Source organism: Desulfosarcina sp., from assembly GCF_046496365.1.
Classification (GTDB): domain Bacteria; phylum Desulfobacterota; class Desulfobacteria; order Desulfobacterales; family Desulfosarcinaceae; genus Desulfosarcina.
Map to the genome: position 1 here is coordinate 1 of NZ_JAWOHB010000180.1, position 18779 is coordinate 18779.

The window sequence follows — 18779 nt, forward strand, 5'->3', positions numbered from 1 at the left end:
ATGTATGCGGGTAAGATCGTTGAGTCAGGTCCCACGGAACGGGTGGTCAACAACCCGAAACACCCCTATACACAAGGCCTGCTCAATGCCCTGCCCGGCAGCTTGCAGCCCGGTGCCCGCCTGAACCAGATCCGGGGAATGATGCCCACGCTGACCGACATCCCGCCGGGCTGCGCCTTCAACCCCCGCTGCCCCCTTTGCAATGCCATATGCCGGAGCAACGAACCGCCATTAATTCCTGTGGATCATGCAAAGCGCATGGTGGCCTGCCACATGGTGCAACCCGAGCCCGGTATTGGAACGAGATGACGACAGAGACAACACCCCAGATCAAGAACGACGCCAACGGCTTGCTGGCACTGGAAAAAGTGGTCAAACACTTCGACATTTCGGGGGGGCTGCTGGACCAGTTGCGGTTCGAAAAGGGGCGAATTATCCGCCGGCGCACCACGGTCAAGGCGGTGAACGATGTGAGTTTCAGCATTGTTCCGGGGGAAACATTCAGCGTCGTGGGAGAAAGCGGGTGCGGTAAATCCACCGTGGCCCGAACCATCCTGGGCATCTACCCACCCACCAGCGGCAGGATCATCTACCGGGGCACCCGCATCGATAATAAAAACGCCCAGCAGATGCTTCCCTTTCGCCGCCGGATGCAGATGATCTTTCAGGATCCGTATGCGTCCCTGAACCCCCGCAAAACCGTCATGCAGACCCTGGAAGAACCGGTGGTCTTCCACAACCCGTCCATTTCAACGAACCAGGTGAAAGAACGCGTGGCGGGGGTCATGTCCCAGGTGGGCGTCGACCCCAAATGGGCCGATCGATATCCCCACGAGTTTTCCGGCGGGCAACGCCAGCGCATCAGCATCGCCCGGGCGCTGATGGTGGATCCCGAGTTCATCGTGGCCGATGAGCCCGTTTCCGCCCTTGACGTCTCCATCCAGGCCCAGATCCTAAACCTGCTCATGGATGCCCAGGCGCAGCGGGGCCTGACCTACCTGTTCATCACCCACGATCTCTCGGTGGTACAACACATCAGCACCCGGGTGGCGGTCATGTATCTGGGCACCTTGTGTGAACTCTCCCCGGCCCGGACCCTTTTCGACAACCCCCGCCACCCCTACACCCAGGCCCTGCTGTCGGCCATCCCCAAACTGGGCCGCAAAAAAAGCGGCCACATCCGCCTCAAAGGGGAGGTGCCCACCCCCATCGACCTGCCCAGCGGATGCGTCTTTCACGGCCGCTGCATCCATGCCGATCGACGATGTATACAAGAAGTTCCACAGATGCGCCCCGTGGAAAACAATGTCATGGTCGCCTGTCACGCAGTAGAGGAAAAACGGATCTGAGTTTCGTGTATCGATCTCCTTTTGGCCGGCTGACAGCGATGCAGGCGCCGGGGAATGCGCTTGCTGTCGTGGTTCAACCGATGGCGCGAAAACCGGTCCGATGATCGGCGTCAAATTGCTCCAAACGCGCCGCCAACTCCCTGAAGCGATCTTTTCCGGTCAAGGAGACGCAGGCCCGGATACCTTCGGTTCGGGTGCTGCCGGTGGTTTCCAGGGATATGGCGCTGATGCCGTAGTACAGCAGTTCCTCCACCAGGTCGACGCCGGTGAAGCCGCGGTAGGCCACGGTGAAGTAGAAGCCGTCGGCCAGAGGCTGATCCTCATCCAGGTCATAGACCAGGTTGAAGCCGTTTTCCGTGAACAGGCGCTTCATCGTGCGGGCGCGGTCGCCATATTCCTTAACCGCATCCACAAAATTGTATCTGCCGTCGTTGACCGCTTCCAGGAGTTTGGCCAGACCGTACTGGGTACTGTGGCACACGCCTGAACTCAGCGCATACATACCGCCGAAAATATATGCATAGCCGAACCGATCGGTGCCGAACCAGGGCACTAGCCCGTCGCCTGTGGAATCGAACAGGCGATCGGAAATGGCCGTCATACCGATGCGCTGGCCGGCCAGACTGAAGGATTTGGAGCTGGAAACCAGCAGAATGTAGTTGTCCGTGTAGCGGGCCACCGTGGGAATGAAAGGCGGCACCCCCGGTCGTGAGTAGTCCTGCCGGAAATCCATGCCGAAATAGGCCAGGTCTTCCAGCGCGACCACATCGTAGCGCGTGCAAAGCTCACCGATGATACCCAGCTCTTTTTCCGTGAAGCAGATCCAGGCCGGGTTGTTGGGGTTCGAATACATCAGCGCGCCGATGCGTCCCGTCGACAGATAGGATTCCAGTTTGTCCCGCAGCCGGTCACCCCTGAAATCGTAGACGTCGAAGCTTTCCCTGGGCAACCCCAACGACTGGGCCTGCTTCTTGTTCACGGGGAATCCGGGATCGATGAACAAAATTCCGTCCCGCCCCTTGATCCGTCGGCCGGCCATCATCATGGAGAGAAAGCACCCCTGCATGGAACCCACCGTGGGCAGGCAGTGGGCCGGCTGTACATGGGTGTCCATAAACAGCCTGATGAATCTGGATATTTCGTATTTCAGGTAGGCGATGCCGTCAAAAGGCGGGTAGATGGCCCCCACGCCCTTTTTCAGGGCACAGATTTCACCCTCTATGGCAATCTCCGGGGGGGGCATCCCGGGAATGCCCATCTCCATGCGGATAAAGCGCTGACCGGACTCCTCTTCGATTTCGTTTACCAGCCGGTTCAGCTCACGAATGGAGGCCAGTCCCACACGGGCGAGTTTGCTTTCACGGATTTTTTCCCGGACGATATTGCCGGCAATCGGGGTTACCATCAGACCAGTCCTCCTTCGGCCAGCGGTTTGCCTTCGAGAATGCGCTGGGGATTGAAAATCGACAGATCCAGGGTCGGCGTGTCGCCGACGATCAGCTCACTCATGTAGCGTCCCACTGCCGGACCCTGCTGGAGGCCGTGGCCGGAAAAACCGTTGGCCAAGTAAAAGCCTTTGAGTTCAGGCCACTCGCCAAGGATGGCATTGCCGTCCAACGTATTGACCGCATACAACCCCGCCCAGCCCCGCACCAGCTTCAACCGTTCGAAAGCCGGAACGAATTCAGCCAGTTCCAGCCAAAGCACATCCAGGAAGCGGTGCTGGTCCCAGGTGAAATCAAAACCCACCGGATCGTCTTCCATGGATTTTCCCAGCAGCACCATCCCCCCGGTTTCCGTCCTGAAGTAGAAACCCGAAGGCAGGATGGTCAGAGGCAGCGGACCATCGGGTTTAACCGCCGGATCCACGCAAAAGCATTGGCGCTTGACCGGATTTACAGGCAGGTCCACACCGGCGGTTCTGGCCAAGTCGGTGCACCAGGCGCCTGCACAGTTGACCACTGCCCCAGATGCGTAAACGACGCCCGAAGCAGTCTTTACACCGGTGATCTGTCGGTTGGCAACCACCAGTTCGGTCACCTCGTCCTCCAGGTAAACAGCTCCCCGGGCCCTGGCATTGGCCTTGAATCCCATGAGTACGGCATAGGCATCGAAATGTCCATCCTGGGCGCCGAATGTGCCACCGGCGAGACCCTGGGGTTCATAAAGGGGATAGCGGGCTTTGATCTGATCCGGCGTCCACCACTGTACCTGGCATCCCAGATCCTGCTGCATGGCCATGGCCGCTTTGGCATGCTCTGCCGCGGCCTCTTCATAAAGGAAGAGATTGCCTTCCCGGTGGTAGGCAATACTGGGACGGTTGCCGGCCACCGTCATCTCGTCTTCGAAGCGTTCCAATACTTCGAAGGCGTACCGCGAAATCTGAACGTTCTGTTTCAGGCTGAACTGGATCCGGGCATTGACCATGGAAAGGGTGGTGGAGGCCCGGGTGTAGGCCAGATCCCTCTCAATAACGGCCACTTTCAAAGCCGGAGCCTTCTTTGTCAGGTAAAATGCGGTGGTGGATCCCATGATTCCGCCGCCGACGATAATGACGTCATAACGCTGATTGCTGGCCATGGTCTGGAATTCTCCTTGGGTAACGGCCTGAACAGGTCAGGCCCTTTTGTAGTTCGGCCCTTCACCGCCCTCAGGACAAGTCCAGGTAACGTTGTGGAAGGGATCCTTGATGTCGCAGGTTTTGCAATGCAAACAATTGGTAAAGTTCAATTTGATGCCCCTGATGCCATCGCCGTCCTTACGGAACTCCAGCTCATAGACATCACCCGGGCAAAAGCGCGTGCAGGGAGAACCATAGGTGGGATAGCACTGCTCCACGCACACCTGCTGGTCATGAATGAGAACATGGCTGGGCTGGTCCTCGCGATGCAGGGTGCCGGAAAGGTAGACGCCGGTGAGCTTGTCCACCATGGCCGGATCGTTGTTGGCCGGTTTGTGCGCTTGAACCGGCAGATGGTTGCCCCCCGGCTGCAAGGGCTTCAGTGTGGTGGCGTCGTCCACCGACGGGAGACGGTCGATCAGTCCTTTACCGGAGGAAATGTATTGGGCGGCCAGGTGGATCCATTTGATCGGCCCCTTTTTGGCCAGGGCCTGGGCGAAGTTGCGGCCCTCCCGAAGTTCCTCGCCGGCCCAGCTTTCCGCCAGCCGCCGGCTGTACGTGTCCAGCGTGGAACGGTCGGTTTTACCGGCGATGAGCGCTTCCAGGATGGTTTCGGCGGCCAACATGCCCGACTTCATGGCCAGGTGGATGCCTTTGATGGCCGGCGTGCTGTGCATGGCGGCGCCGTTGCCGGTAAACAGTGCGCCGTCCACAGCCAGGTGCGGCATGCTGAACCAGCCGCCTGTGGAAACGGCGCGGGCGCCCTGCTCCACAACCTTTCCGCCGCGAATAATCTTCTGGATCATCGGGTGGCGTTTAAAGCGCATGAATGTGTCGTATAGGTCCAGCGCCGGGTCTTCGTAGCCCAGGGCAACCAAAAAACCCAGGGCGATACGGTTGTCGGCCATTTCATAAACAAACCCTCCGCCAGGGGTGTTCAGGTCCAGGGGGAACCCCATGGTGTGAATGTCATTGAAGCTGCTGCCGGTGAAAAAATGGTCTTCGGGGAGTTGGATGACCTCCTTGATGCCCGTTTCGAAAACCTCAGGCAAGCTGCCCGACCGTATGGGCAGCCTGCCGACCAATGCCTTGGTCAGGCTGCCCCGGGCGCCTTCACCCAGCACGGTGACCTTGGCCAGCAAATCGATGCCCGGTTCGAAATTGGGTTTGGGCCGGCCCTGCTTGTCCAGTCCCTTGTCCCCGGTGCGAACCCCTGTCACCGTGATACCGTTTCCGGCCAGAAGGATCTCTTTTCCATCAAACCCGGGAAAAATATTGATGCCCAACGATTCGGCCCTTTCCCCCAGCCAGCGGCATACCCGTGATAGGCTGACGATGGGAAAACCGGTGTTGTGCATCTGGCGCGGCACCAGCGGAACGTTGAAACTGCGTTTTTGGGTCAGAAAAAAGAAACCGTCGCCACGCACGGTCTGCTCGATGGGAAATCCCTGGTCCAGGTAGTCCGGGAAAAGTTCGGCGATAGCCACCGGGTTCATCACCGCCCCGCTGATGGCATGGGAGCCGATGGCCGCACCCTTGTCAATGATGGCGACCTCCAGTTCACGGCCTTTTTCCGCGGCCAGCTGCATCAGCCGGATAGCGCCAGCCAGGTTGGCCGGTCCGCCGCCCACAAAGAGCACATCAAAATCGATGGTTTCACGTGTGGTCATGGGTTTTCCCCTCTTTTTGGTTCAGGTGGTCCGAAAGGCGACAATTAGAATACCATCCATTAATTGAATCCGCATAAAGGAGTTCAGATAGCCTGATTTTCCATTAAAAACAAGGGACCCGGTTAAAATACGGCCGTTTTTTCAGCTTGGCGGCGAATATCGGCGTGCAAGGGCCCGCGGCGGTTGCAATCAAACAGCCACCGGATTCGGCTTTCCTGGCAAGTTGATGGGTGTTGAAGCGGTTTACCGGCATGGAAAACTCCTGTTGGGCAATCAAAGCACACTTGAAGTTTTATCAGTTGTATACCAATGGTCGAAATAGCTGTCAAGAACCATCATACGCCCCTGTCCGCAATGACATAGGACTTGTGAAATGCCATGATCCATGGTATCTGCCTCTTTCGATCCATTTACCCAAATTCTTAACATCCGCATACGGCAGATTGGGCCAGGCAACACCGCCTGGCGGATACCGGGGTGATTCTGCAAGGAGGCGTCGCGCATGGCAAACCGTAGCAGCAGTCAAGCATGGATTCTGGTGGCAATTCTGGCGGTTATCTTTCAGGTGGTGTTTATCTTCGCAGACTGCAGGGATACCGCCACAGGAACGGCAGTCGAATTTTCCAAGGCTTACTTTCTCCTCGAGGCCGACATGGAAAAATATATGTGCAGCCAGCTGGCCGGGGACGGGGAAGAATCGGTTGCCGCCACCTATATCCAGGCCATGGCCGACGAAGCACGCACCCGGGGATTCAGCACCGGCATGGTGAGGCAGATCATCTATCATGTGGAAGCCGAAACGCTGTCCCAGGACACCGAGTCCGCAACCATTCACTTGAAGGGACTGCGCCGAACCGGCATTCATCCGGTCTACGCCTACGTAGCCAAACTCTTCCGCCTGGGCCGGACCTACGCATTTGAAGAGACCCTGCAGCTGACAAAAGAGGAGGGGAAGTGGAAAGTCTGCGGTACGCCCTACGGCTTGACGCTGGATGTGTAGCCTGGCGTTGGTAGGTTTATCAATGCATTCAAGATGATATCCGTTCGTCTACGCAGAGACGCCGACGCTGCCAAGACCGGTAGGCTTCGAATGCTCAAGGCTAATTGTCGTTTCCGTCCATACGACCATGATTGTCTGCCGCCGGTTTCACCACTGCCGTGAAACCGGCGCTTCTATTTGGTGGCATTGCCGAAAACGATGTGTGCGATGGGGATGGATCAGCTAGGTGCCGTGTTGCGGCCAGTCAACGTCCGCACCCTGGGGATGGTGTCTGTCGATGGACCCTGTTTACCTGAAAATTCGTGAACTCGCCCGTACAATTGTGGCCCGTTTTCCCCGGCCTGATTTTTACGGGGACCACCTCCCGGAAACCATGCAATCCCGGGACTTCTATCAGTCCGATGCATCCGTCATCAGGCTTCGCAAAGACATGGCCGGATGCCTGGAAGAAGATTTCGGACACGGCATGGGTCACGTGGAAAAGGTGGCCATCGATGCCGGCACCCTCGTGATTATCGAGAGCCGCATGGCCGGCCACGCGGCGGTTCACGTCCAACGGAATCTGCTGCTGGCCCAGTGTGCGGGCCTGTTGCACGACATCTGCCGCAAAGAAAAACTACATGCCCAAAGAGGTGCCGAGGCGGCACGCACTATCCTGAAAACCTATCCGCTTGTCCCCGAGGAGGTTGCCTATGTCTGCGCGGCCATTCGCAATCACGAGGCTTTTGCCCACCTGGCACAGATGCAATCCCAGCAGGCCCGCTTGATATCCGACTGTCTGTATGATGCGGATAAGTTCCGCTGGGGGCCAGACAATTTCACCCACACGATCTGGGATATGGTCGGTTTTCTAAACCCACCGCTGGACGCCTTTGTGGACCACTATCCCAAGGGAATGGCCTTGTTGAAAAAGATTCGCAATACCTTTCGCTCTCGGACCGGCCGGATTTATGGACCCCAATTCATCGACATGGGCATCGCTATCGGCGAAGAACTGTACCAAATCATTCTGGATAATTACTGCGACCCGACTTGATGCAGCGCTTGCCTGCCGTCACAGGAGGTTCACCCTTTGCGCGTACTGCTGATCAACCCCTTTTACCCCATTTCCGAAACCCCGTCGCCACCGCTGGGCTTGGCTTTTCTGGCCGGAGCCCTGGAGCGGGCCGGAATTGAAGTCCAGCTCTTGGATTGTGTCGTGTTCCCTTTCAGCCCGGATCTCCTGTCGCCACTGATTCGGGACTTTAAACCGGATCTTGCCGGGGCCACCGCCGTAACCATGACCGTCGACCACGCCCTGGCGGTGCTCGACCAGATCAAGGCCCTGAACCCGTCCATCACCACCATATTGGGCGGTCCCCACGCCACCTTCTGTTCGGCCGATATCCTGCAATCCTGTAACCAGGTGGATGTGGTGGCTTGCGGCGAAGGAGAGAATACCCTGGTGGCCCTGGCCAGAGCCATTGAAACTGGAGCCGGCCTGGCATGCGTGCCGGGAATCGCATTCCGTGACGGCGGCCAGATCATCACCACAGCCATGCCGCCCCTGGCCCATATTGACGAACTGGCGCCGCCGTCGCGCCACCTGATCCCTTTAGGACGCTACCGGGCGCTGGGCATGCCGGTCAGCATGACAACCAGCCGGGGATGTCCGTTCAAGTGCATTTTCTGCGTGGGACGCAAGATGGTGGGTGCACGGGTCCGCTATCGGGATCCCATGCAGGTTGTCGACGAGATGACGCATCTGAACACCCTGGGATTTCACCAGATCAATCTGGCCGACGATCTGTTCACGGCCAACGAAAGCCACTGCCTGGCCGTGTGCAACGAAATTCTGGATCGTGGGCTGAAAATCAAATGGACCTCCTTTGCCCGCGTGGATACAGTCTCCCGCCGGATGCTGAAGACAATGCGCCATGCCGGATGCACGACGGTTAGTTTCGGGGTGGAATCCGGCTGTGTCGAAATGCTCCAACGAATAAAAAAGGGCATCACCCTGGAGCAGGTGATCCAGGCGGTGCAGCTTTGCCTGGACTGCGGGATCGATCCCCATGCATCCTTCATCCTGGGGCTGCCGGGCGAAACCCCGGAAACATTGGCACAAACGCTCAAATTCGGAGAACAGCTCAAAACGATGGGTGTGAGCCACGGATTTCATATTCTGGCCCCCTTCCCCGGCACTGATGTACGGGAACGCATCGATGAATATGATCTGCAGATTCTGTCCGACGATTGGCGCCGGTACCATGCCAATCGCGCCATCATCCGTACGGCCGGCGTGGCACCGGAAACGATGGACGCCATTGTCATTGACGGTGAGCAGCGGTTCGACCAGTGGCTGGGAGAGATAGACCGCCTCCGCAAAGCGGGCCGGGCCACCGACGAGCAGGCCTGGCCCCTGGTTCGACTGGAACACACCGTGGTCCTATATGATCTGATGATGAAGCGGCTCATAGAAGAGAAATGCGTCTGGCGAGCCGACCGATCGGACAAGCAGGATACGCACCCCGTAGAGAAACTGATCCGCCGGGTGTCTGGCGACCTTGACCACCCTTTTGAACGCATCCGGGCAGCCATCGCATTTGCGGCCGCAAACCACTACCTGACACATACCACCGCCGATGGACAGGTTCGCTGGTCCTGGGTGAACTATCTGTAGGCATGACAGCCGTTAAACGGCACTAGGATCGTTTTCCAGGATCGGCGGACCCGATTGGATTTGTGCCACCCATGCTTATAGTAAACCAGTAAGCAATCGAACCAGAACGGTTCGACACTGTCGATACGTATCATCGCTGCAAAGGAGGTCGCCATGTCCAAAGCCATCAAAATTCATTCTACCGGAGGTCCTTCGGTCATGCGTTGGGAAGACCATGATCCAGGCGCCCCGGGTCCCGGAGAGGTACGACTGCATCAGGAGGCCGTGGGTTTGAACTTTATCGATGTTTATCATCGAACCGGGCTTTATCCGCTGCCTGCACTGCCCGCCGTGCTCGGCCTGGAAGGCGCCGGTGTGGTCGAATCGGTCGGCGCTGAGGTGTCCGAATTCAAACCCGGAGACCGGGTTGCCTACGCGGGCATCCCCCCGGGGGCCTATGCGCAGGACCGCTGCATTCCGGCCCATCGACTGCTACGGTTGCCGGACGGCATCTCCAGCCGTCAGGCGGCAGGAATGATGCTTCGGGGCATGACGGCCAGGTACCTGCTTTTCGGATGCCATCCGGTCAAGTCCGGTGATCGCATCCTGATCCATGCGGCGGCCGGGGGCGTGGGCTCCATTGTCTGCCAATGGGCCAGCCACCTGGGCGCCGAGGTGATCGGCACCGTGGGTTCGCCGGAAAAAGCCGAGATCGCCCGAAACAACGGCTGCGACCACCCCATTTTGTATGCTGAAGTCGATTTTGCGGAACGGGTCAAGGCGATTACCGGCGGACGGGGGGTGGATGTGGTCTACGACAGCGTAGGCCAGGCCACGTTCATGCAATCCCTGGATTGTTTGCGGCCCATGGGAACCATGGTGTCATTCGGACAGGCATCCGGCGCCGTATCACCCATAGATATCGGAATTCTGGCGGCAAAAGGATCTCTTTTCCTCACCCGACCCAGCCTGATGGCCTACACCGCCCGACGCGAAGACCTGCTTGCCCATGCCCGCGATCTGTTCGCGGTGGTGGAAAAAGGGGCGGTGAAGATTTCCATCGGTCAGACTTACGCACTGAAAGATGCCGCCCGCGCCCATCAGGATCTGGAGGGAAGAAAAACCCAGGGCAGCACGGTGTTGATTCCATAAAAAATGGGGGCCTGCCGGATTGGCGGACCCCCATTGTTAAAAGATGGCCTTTACGGGCGGCCACGGTCTAACAACAGCATTGGCTTACATAACAGCCGCATGGATCAACCACCCGACAACCACAGGCATCGACCACCTGAAAACAACCGCAGTTGTCGGCAACGCTTTGTTCACTGATACGCTCTTTGTCTTTCTTGTCCGTCTTACGGACTTCGGATTTTTTATCGGACATGGTAAAACCTCCTCAGTATCGTCTGGGTCCCATCTGCCGGGACACATTAATAATTGGTTCATTTCCGACCACCCCGTTGCAGCGGGTGGTTTCGACACGGGTGCCGCCGTCGACTGGGGACCGGCTGAACCCTTTGACATCCTGAAATATAAGCACCGCACGGAGTTTGTCACAGGGCTGGATCACATTCCTGGACCGTTTGGGTCATCAGATTATTGCTGGATGTTTGCCCCTTTTTATGTTAGCTGGATAGGGTTAGATCCCTCCAAATTTGAGGAGTTATGAAAAAAAATAGGATACTTGTCATTGCCACCCGTAACACGGGCAAGACCGCCGAAATCCGCGACCTGCTCAAGGCCTTTCCAGTCAGCATTAAAAATCTGGATGATTTTGGTCCAATCCCGGAAGTGGTGGAAGATGGGAACACCTTTGATGAGAACGCCTATAAAAAATCGAGTTTCACAGCCAGGGTCCTGGGCTATCCGGCCCTTTCAGACGATTCCGGGCTGGTGGTTGAGGCGCTGGATGGCGCACCGGGCGTTCACAGCGCACGGTGGGCCGGATCCGCTGCGACCGATGCTCAGCGCTGCCGCAAGCTGCTGGCGGCGCTTGACAGACAGACCAACCGCGCCGCGGCATTTGAATGTGTGATCTCCATCGCCGTACCCACCGGCCCGGCACTGACCTATGAGGGCCGCTGTGAAGGCAGCATCACGCTGGCCCCTGCCGGCAGCAACGGGTTTGGCTACGATCCGGTTTTCTTCTATCCACTATTGAACAAAACCTTTGCTCAGCTGACCATGGCCGAGAAAAGCCGGGTCAGCCACCGGGGCAAGGCCCTTAAGGGGTTGCTGGATGAGTTTGACAAGGTGATGAAATGGATCGATCAGCACATGCCTGCGCCGCAACGCATCGGCTGCCAGCGTCCAAGACCCAAGACTTAGCCCCATGCAAGATTCTTTAACTGAAAAGAAAATTGAGCCGCGGCCACCAGGCGCAAAACAGCGGGATTCTGGTCCGGAAGGGAACCGCCTCACCATCCCGGCTGCACAACCGATGCCGCATGGATTGTCTCGTCTACAGTCGAAAAGGGGTAAATCGCATGTTAAAGAAAAATGAGGGATTCGACATCATCAAAAAGCTGGGGGGAATTCAGAACGTCGAACAGGCTCAGACCCTGTTCGAAAAGCGGCTAAACCGGGAGCACCTGTCCCGCATCCGGACGCTGCACCACCCCGAAATCCTCATTAAAATCGCCAACGCCGTCGCCGTGTGCGACCCTGCCCGGGTTTACATCAACACCGGGTCAGAAGCGGATCGCCAGTTTATCCGCCAACTGGCCCTGCATAAAGGTGAAGAAGCGGTCCTGGCCATGCAGGGGCACACCATCCATTTCGATCTCAAGGAGGAGCAGGGTCGCATCATCGACCGGACCTTCTATATTGCCAACCCCGATGAGAAGATCAGCAGCCTGGCCAATAAGATCCTGCGGGATGATGCCCTGGTTGAGGTCCGTGAAAAGATGGCCGGCATCATGAGCGGCGCCACCATGGTGGTTGGGATGTATATTCGCGGCCCGGTTGGTGCGGCCGCCTCCAACCCCGCACTTGAGATCACCAGCTCCGCCTACGTCAGCCACAGCGCAGAGATCCTCTACCGCAACGCCTTTGCGGATTTTGAGAAAGAGGTCAGCCGGCTGGGACATTTTTACACCAATATTCACAGTGAAGGTCTCAACCGGTCCGAAGACCTGGCCAATGCCCGGGTGTTCATGGACCGCAGTCATCGCACGACCTATGCCTTCAACTGCACCTATGCAGGCAATACCCTGCTGCTAAAAAAGGGCAATCACCGTTTTTCAGTCGACAAATCCGTTTATGAAGGCAATGGCAAAGAGCTGGCTGAACACATGTTTATCACCGGCATCGACGGTAAGGGCGGCCGCGTGACCTGGGTGGCCGGTGCCGCACCGTCCGGGTGCGGCAAAACCACAACGGCCATGGCCGGCAACCATTTTGTGGGCGATGATCTGGCCCAGATGTGGATCGACGACAATGGCAGTGTGCGCTCCATCAACCCGGAATGCGGCATATTCGGCATCGTGGAGGATGTGAACGGCGAAGGCGACCCGATGCTGATGAACCGCTTGAGAAATCCCGGTTCGGAAGTCATCTGGTCCAACGTGCTCATCGATGAAAACGGCGTTCCCCACTGGACCGGCAACGGCGAAGTCCAGCCCACCCGTGGGCGCAACTTTCAGGGTCCCTGGAAGAAGGGTCTGAAGGATGCCAGCGGCAAGGAGAGGCCCATCTCCCATCCCAACGCCCGCTGTACCATATCTTCATCGGCCCTTGACAATTACTCTGACAAGGCCGAGGCGCCGGAAGGGGTGGAAACCCGGGTAATTACCTACAGCGGTCGGGACAGCGACACCATGCCACCAGTCTGGGTTGCCAAAAATTCCAACCACGGTGTTAGCATCGGCGCCTGCATTGTCTCCGCAGCCACAGCCACGGAAGTGGGGGCCTCCGGGGTTAAGCGGGCACCGTGGGCCAACGCACCCTTCATTCCGGGTGCATTGGGAGACTACATGAAGGCGCAATTCGATTTTTTCGGCAACGCCGCCATTGCCGAGGATAAACGGCCCATCATGGCAGGACTGAACTATTTTCTGACCCACGAGGCCCGGGGAGGCGGCGGCAAAAAACTGTTGGGAGAAAAAAAGGATGTCAAAGTCTGGCTGGGATGGTTGGAACGCCGGGCCCACAAGGATGTTGGTGCCATCGAAACACCCATCGGATTCATCCCAAACTACGAAGATTTGCGGAGGCTTTTTGAAACCTTGATCGACAAACCCTATCCCCAGGAACTCTACGACCGGCAGTTCTCACTCTATGTGGACAATATCCTGTCCAGATTAGACCTGCAGACAACCGCCTACGGCAAGGAGGAAAATGTTCCCGAACTCCTGTTCGACGTGCTGCGGGAGCAGCGTGACGGACTGATCGCCCTGAAGAAAAAGTACGGTTCCATCGTGACGCCGGCGCAACTGTTGGAAGCATGACCACTGTACAAAAAGATCCATCAGCTTTTACACCATAACCGAAACCCTTGATCTCTTTAGTCAACCGGCGGGGCGGCAGAAAAACATTCTGCCGCCCTTTCTTCTTAAAACCGGGAGCAGGCCAACCGCATGCACCGCCAAGGAATCGCATCCGTGTTGATCAACCGCCGTATGCTGGTAGCATTGGTGATGGGCTTTTCCTGCGGCCTGCCGCTTCTGTTGACCCTGTCTGTGCTGCAGGCATGGATGAAGGAGTCGGGGGTGGATCTGACCACCATCGGGCTCATGTCCCTGGTGGGATTGCCCTATACGCTCAAATTTTTCTGGTCTCCCTTATTCGACCGCTATGCGCTGCCTATTTTAGGGCGACGACGGGGATGGCTGCTGGCATCGCAGTTGTCTCTGATGGCGGCTCTGGTCTGGCTGGGATACAGCAATCCGACCGCTCAACCCGAATGGCTGGCGCTGGCTGCGCTGGCCGTGACCTTTTTCAGTGCGTCCCAGGACATCGTGGTGGACGCCTATCGACGCGAAGACCTGTCAGACCGAGAACTGGGCCTGGGATCCTCACTGTACATCAACGGCTATCGCGTCGGCATGCTCCTGGCGTCAGGCGGTGGGCTGATTCTTGCCGACCACATGCCCTTTTCCATGGTCTACCTGATCATGGCCCTGTGCCTGCTGCCTGGGTTGATCACCACGATCTTGACCCCGGAACCCCACGTGCCATCCTTTCCCGTGACCCTCCGGGACGCGGTGGTGGATCCGCTGGTCGAGTATTTCAGCCGAACCAACGCCGTGTGGATTCTGGCCTTCATCCTGATGTATAAAATCGGTGACACGATGGCCGCAGCCATGAGCACACCCTTTTACCTGGACATCGGTTTTTCAAAAACCCAGATTGGTGCCGTGGTCAAGTTGTTCGGATTCTGGGCCACCATCGCCGGCACCATTATCGGCGGGATTGCCATGATCAAGCTGGGCATCCTTCGCAGCCTCTGGATTTTCGGTGTCCTCCAGGCACTTTCCACTGCCGGCTTTGCACTCTTGGCAACCGTCGGGCCGAGCCTCGCCGCGCTTTCCGCGGTCATTGCATTCGAGAATTTAAGCGCTGGAATGGGCACTTCTGCCTATGCGGCGTACATGGCCAGCATCACCGACAAACGTTTCACGGCCACACAATACGCCCTTCTGACCAGCCTCATGGGCATCCCACGGGTGCTGGCATCCGCCCCTACAGGCTATCTGGCAACACAACTGGGCTGGTTTAATTTTTTTATCTTCTGTACGCTGATTGCACTTCCCGGGCTGCTTCTGCTTGGACGAATCGATACCCACCCGCAATGCGGTTGATCTTGACCGAAGGCTTGTATTTTTGATTTTTTAGATTATGCTGGTCCCTGACTGCTGTCAGGAGACGAAAGGATCCCATGAACCAAACCAAAACGCAAGCGCTCGTCCATTCCGAACGTATCCGCAAACTGGCGGATACCAGGCAGCAAATCCTCCGAGCGCCGGTTGATCAAGTGATGGCAGCCATATTCGACCACCCGCAGCCGGCAGCCCTGATCCATTCCTTTCCGGAAGAAGATCTGCATTTTCTGATTCACGACATCGGACTGGATAGTGCCGGGCCCCTGCTTTCCCTGGCTTCCAACCGCCAGTGGGAATATATGCTGGACATGGAGACCTGGCGCAAGGACCGGCTGAACTATCAGCAGGCCACCAACTGGCTGCAATTGCTTCTTCAAGCGGATCCGGAGCGACTGGTCAACCTGTGTTTCCATGAAAGACTGGAATTCCTGGAGTTGTACCTGTTCCACAACATCGAACTTCGCACGCTGGAATCGGATCAGGCCTCGTCGGATTTCGGCGACGGATTTTTTACCGATGACGATACCTTCTACGTTCGCTTCGTGGACTTTCCCGTCTCCACCCCGGAGGAAGAAACGGCAAAGACCAGGCGCAATGAGATGCTGCGCCAGCTTTTGCAGCGCCTGTCAAGTTATGATCATCCCCTTTATCAGGGCCTGTTGATGGAATCCGTGAACATGATTCCCGGTGAGACCGAAGAGGAGTTGTACCGGATGCGCAACGTCCGCCTCGGCGAAAAGGGCTTTCTGCCTTTTCATGAAGCCGTTGGCGTCTACCAGCCGCTGCGGCCCCGAGATCTGGCGGTCAGGGACAAAAAGGCGCTGGGACCGCCATCGCTGGTTGAGACGCAGTTGCCGGTTCCCCAGTTTGCCGCTGCGTACATAGACGGAGACAACCGCTTCGTGCGTGCGCTGAAAAGTATCCGTGAACACCATATCATACAACAGCTTCAGGCTGAACTGGCCAGCCTCTGCAACCAGATTATTTCTGCAGACCAGGAGATCATCCGGGGCCGCGACCAGTTGAAGGCGGTGGTTTCCAAAGCCAGCGGCTACCTGGGAATCGGTCTCGAGTTGATGACCACAAGCCCTGCGGAGAGCCATGAACGCGAGGCGGCCGCACTGCTGCGGCGTCACCTGCTGGCCGATATTTTCAGGACCGGCTTTGCCGGCGCCTTGCAGCTGAAATGGGATGCCACGCGCTGGCGCAAGGAAAGCTGGTTTTACACGCATGGCGTGGATCTCACCTTCTGGGATGAGAACTGGCTCGGCCTTTTGGGTGGGCTGTTACTCGACAGGCCCAAGTTTTATGACCCGTCCGATCGCGGTTCCAGCTATCACGATTTTCAAAGCCTTCGGGAAATCGAAGCAACCCGTCGGGGTCTGGACCAGGTGATCGCTCTCGACCGACTGTTGAATCACCTGAAAATTCCCATGGCACCGGTTAGGAAAATCCGATTTCTGACCTACAAGAACCTTCTTTTGACCCTGTGGGCCAGGGTGTGGCTGGGGGAGGCGCCTATCGATGCCGACACACCGTCCCTGAGGATCTCCCGGTCAGCCTTTAAAAAATTTTACGCCGGACTCTGGACGGATCACGAAGACCACCGCATCATCGGGGATGCCCCAAGAGCCGATTTTCTGAAATGGGCTGCGGATGCGTCCGGCCTGTCGGAGACAGACCTCTCCAATAGCCTGGGGTCTGTGTTCGAGGCGCTTTTCAATCAGATTGACAGTGACCTGGCACCTGTCGAACCCGGCAATCTCGATCCGCACCATGTCCATCTTTTTCTGCTCCGGCCCTGAGTCAACCATCAGCCGTCAGGTCGCGCCATGCAAGTAATCGGCATTTTGTGCGCCACGGCGGCCGCCTTTTTCTGGTCTGCCGCCGTGGTCATGTTTAAAAAGAGCGGCGAGATCTTCTCTCCGATGGCGTTGAACCTGTTCAAGGGTGTCGTCACCCTGCTGCTGCTCGTGCCCACCCTCTGGTTTGCCGGTGTGCCTTTTTTTCCGGTGCGTTCGGCCTGCGATTGGGTAATGTTTTGTATTTCCGGAATCTTGGGCATTACCTTGGCCGATACCTTTTTTTTCATGGCCCTCAAACGACTCGGCGCCAGCCTGTGGGCCGTGGTGGACTGTCTTTACCTGCCGCTTATCATTTTCGCATCCGCTCTATTTCTGAATGAATCCATAGGAATAAGGGGAATATCAGGCGCCCTCCTCGTAATAGCGGCCATCGCTGTCGATTCCTATTCCAGAACCGCGCTGATGATCTCCCGGCGGGATTTTATCCATGGGGTTTGCTTCGGTGTGCTGGCAGTGGTCCTCATTGCGGCGAGCGTGGTCATGGTCAAGCCCCTTTTGCAACAGACACATGTTCTGTGGGCAAGTTTTGTCAGGCTTCTCGCCGGCGTTGCCGGCCTGTTGGCAATCACGCTGATCCATTCCGACAGACGTTTGATTTTACGGGCTTTTTTACCGTCGTCGGCATGGAAAATTGTGCTGCCGGCATCCATTGTGGGCAACTACCTGGCCATGATAGCCTGGCTGGCGGGTTTTAAGTATACACTGGTGGCCCTTGCGGCCGTATTGAATCAGCTGGCCACCATTTTCACCTTTGTGCTGGCTGCCATTTTTCTGAAAGAACCGGTCACCCTTCCGCGACTGATCGCCATTGTGCTGGCCGTGTCCGGTGCCCTGCTGGCCGCCACCGCCGTTTGATCGGTTGAAGAATCACGTAGACACGCACTCAGTCAAACAGGTAGCGGTGGATCATATCAGCCAGTCCGTCGATAAGCCGATCGGCATCCTGATCTTCGCCGAAGATCGTAATCGCGCAGATGATTGCTTCCACAGCAGCTGACACAATCCGGGCGGCGGTATTGATATCCGTTATTCGCAGCTTATCGTGAAACTGTTCGATAAACCGCTCAACATGGCCCAGGCTGTGTCTGTCTATTTCAGTGAACGCGGCTTCGACTTCCTGATCTGAATAGCGCATGGCCAGCACTTCACGGTGAAATTGAGGATAGGGATCATGCGCATCCAGCATGGCCTTGATGAGGCGGTAGACACCCTCCTTGCGGTTATTGGCATCAAATCGGTGTTGGCCCAGTATCTGCAAAACCTTTTCTTCGATGTGCTCCCTGAAAATGTCCATGAACAGCTCTTTCTTGTCCTTAAAATAAGAATAGAAGCTGCCCACGGAGACACCGGCTGCCGCGGCAATCTCCTTGGCATTGGTGCCGTGAAACCCGTTTTTGGCAAACTGGTCTTTGGCGGCCACAAGGATGCGATTTTTGGTTTCGATACTCCGTCTTTGCTGCGGAATTCGGGTTTTCTGCTCGATTTCGGCCATTGCGATCCCTCCCTGATCGCTGATTGAATACCCAATTCCAGGTGCGCGGTCAATAATCGTGCAAAAAAGTATGTGTCCGGGTTGACATAACGCTTTTCATACCGATTTTGTGCCCATGGTAAGTTTAATCAAAGAGTGACTTGAGAAAATGGGGGTTTCATCATGAAAAAATCATTTAATATAATGGCAGCAGTGATGGCAATAATGATAGTGGCGGGAGTCGCCGCGGCGGAAAGCGTGGATATCGGCATGGGCAGAATGGATCGGGCCGAGTTCGATGCCCTGCGGCAGATGGTCAGCGGCGATTACCAGCCGTCTTACTC

The 18779-nt window shown here is 57.0% G+C and carries 15 protein-coding genes and 1 pseudogene; 12 read left to right on the forward strand and 4 right to left on the reverse strand.

Going from position 1 to position 18779, the window contains the following annotated elements:
* A partial coding sequence (locus tag R6V78_RS18110; protein ID WP_410290789.1) for an oligopeptide/dipeptide ABC transporter ATP-binding protein occupies positions 1 to 309 on the forward strand: 309 nt, incomplete at its 5' end.
* Complete coding sequence (locus R6V78_RS18115; RefSeq protein WP_410290790.1) at positions 306 to 1349, forward strand: ABC transporter ATP-binding protein; 1044 nt, start codon at positions 306 to 308, stop codon at positions 1347 to 1349. The genes R6V78_RS18110 and R6V78_RS18115, both read left to right, overlap by 4 nt.
* Before the next feature lie 73 nt (positions 1350 to 1422).
* Here the strand turns inward: R6V78_RS18115 and R6V78_RS18120 are convergent, their stop codons facing one another.
* From R6V78_RS18120 to R6V78_RS18130, 3 genes and pseudogenes are all read right to left on the reverse strand, one after another.
* Positions 1423 to 2754 carry an aminotransferase class I/II-fold pyridoxal phosphate-dependent enzyme gene (locus R6V78_RS18120; RefSeq protein WP_410290791.1) on the reverse strand — a complete coding sequence of 444 codons (1332 nt, stop codon included), beginning with the start codon at positions 2752 to 2754 and terminating at the stop codon, positions 1423 to 1425.
* A pseudogene (locus tag R6V78_RS18125) lies at positions 2754 to 3947 on the reverse strand (NAD(P)/FAD-dependent oxidoreductase); the annotation flags it as partial. The pseudogene R6V78_RS18125 and the gene R6V78_RS18120, both read right to left, overlap by 1 nt.
* An 18-nt stretch (positions 3948 to 3965) precedes the next feature.
* Positions 3966 to 5639: a 4Fe-4S dicluster domain-containing protein gene (locus R6V78_RS18130; RefSeq protein ID WP_410290792.1), complete on the reverse strand. Its 1674-nt coding sequence runs from the start codon at positions 5637 to 5639 to the stop codon at positions 3966 to 3968.
* Positions 5640 to 6141: 502 nt separating this feature from the next.
* Here R6V78_RS18130 and R6V78_RS18135 point away from each other — a divergent pair.
* The 10 genes from R6V78_RS18135 to R6V78_RS18180 all read left to right on the forward strand — a co-directional run bounded on the left by R6V78_RS18135 (position 6142) and on the right by R6V78_RS18180 (position 17819).
* Complete coding sequence (locus R6V78_RS18135) at positions 6142 to 6639, forward strand: hypothetical protein (protein ID WP_410290794.1); 498 nt, start codon at positions 6142 to 6144, stop codon at positions 6637 to 6639.
* A gap of 277 nt (positions 6640 to 6916) precedes the next feature.
* On the forward strand, positions 6917 to 7675 hold the full coding sequence (locus R6V78_RS18140; protein ID WP_410290795.1) for an HD domain-containing protein: 759 nt from the start codon (positions 6917 to 6919) through the stop codon (positions 7673 to 7675).
* 36 nt (positions 7676 to 7711) lie between these two features.
* Positions 7712 to 9298 (forward strand): B12-binding domain-containing radical SAM protein, encoded by a 1587-nt coding sequence (locus R6V78_RS18145; RefSeq protein ID WP_410290796.1) that lies wholly within the window; start codon positions 7712 to 7714, stop codon positions 9296 to 9298.
* Positions 9299 to 9451: 153 nt separating this feature from the next.
* Positions 9452 to 10429: a quinone oxidoreductase family protein gene (locus tag R6V78_RS18150; protein ID WP_410290797.1), complete on the forward strand. Its 978-nt coding sequence runs from the start codon at positions 9452 to 9454 to the stop codon at positions 10427 to 10429.
* A gap of 43 nt (positions 10430 to 10472) precedes the next feature.
* A complete protein-coding gene (locus R6V78_RS18155; protein WP_410290798.1) occupies positions 10473 to 10946 on the forward strand; it encodes a hypothetical protein in 474 nt (157 codons plus the stop codon).
* A complete protein-coding gene (locus tag R6V78_RS18160; RefSeq protein WP_410290799.1) occupies positions 10943 to 11605 on the forward strand; it encodes an XTP/dITP diphosphatase in 663 nt (220 codons plus the stop codon). Before R6V78_RS18155 ends, R6V78_RS18160 begins: the two co-directional genes overlap by 4 nt.
* Positions 11606 to 11763: 158 nt before the next feature.
* On the forward strand, positions 11764 to 13725 hold the full coding sequence (locus R6V78_RS18165; RefSeq protein WP_410290800.1) for a phosphoenolpyruvate carboxykinase (GTP): 1962 nt from the start codon (positions 11764 to 11766) through the stop codon (positions 13723 to 13725).
* A gap of 129 nt (positions 13726 to 13854) precedes the next feature.
* Entirely contained in the window at positions 13855 to 15078 is a 1224-nt protein-coding gene (locus R6V78_RS18170; RefSeq protein ID WP_410290801.1) for an AmpG family muropeptide MFS transporter, read from the forward strand.
* Between the two features lie 77 nt (positions 15079 to 15155).
* Complete coding sequence (locus R6V78_RS18175) at positions 15156 to 16904, forward strand: DUF6178 family protein (RefSeq protein WP_410290802.1); 1749 nt, start codon at positions 15156 to 15158, stop codon at positions 16902 to 16904.
* Positions 16905 to 16931: 27 nt separating this feature from the next.
* Positions 16932 to 17819, forward strand: coding sequence for a DMT family transporter (locus tag R6V78_RS18180; RefSeq protein ID WP_410290803.1), 888 nt, complete (start codon positions 16932 to 16934; stop codon positions 17817 to 17819).
* A gap of 28 nt (positions 17820 to 17847) precedes the next feature.
* On the opposite strand, the gene R6V78_RS18185 is transcribed toward R6V78_RS18180, so the two are convergent.
* On the reverse strand, positions 17848 to 18456 hold the full coding sequence (locus R6V78_RS18185; RefSeq protein WP_410290804.1) for a TetR/AcrR family transcriptional regulator: 609 nt from the start codon (positions 18454 to 18456) through the stop codon (positions 17848 to 17850).
* Positions 18457 to 18779 lie beyond the last annotated feature (323 nt).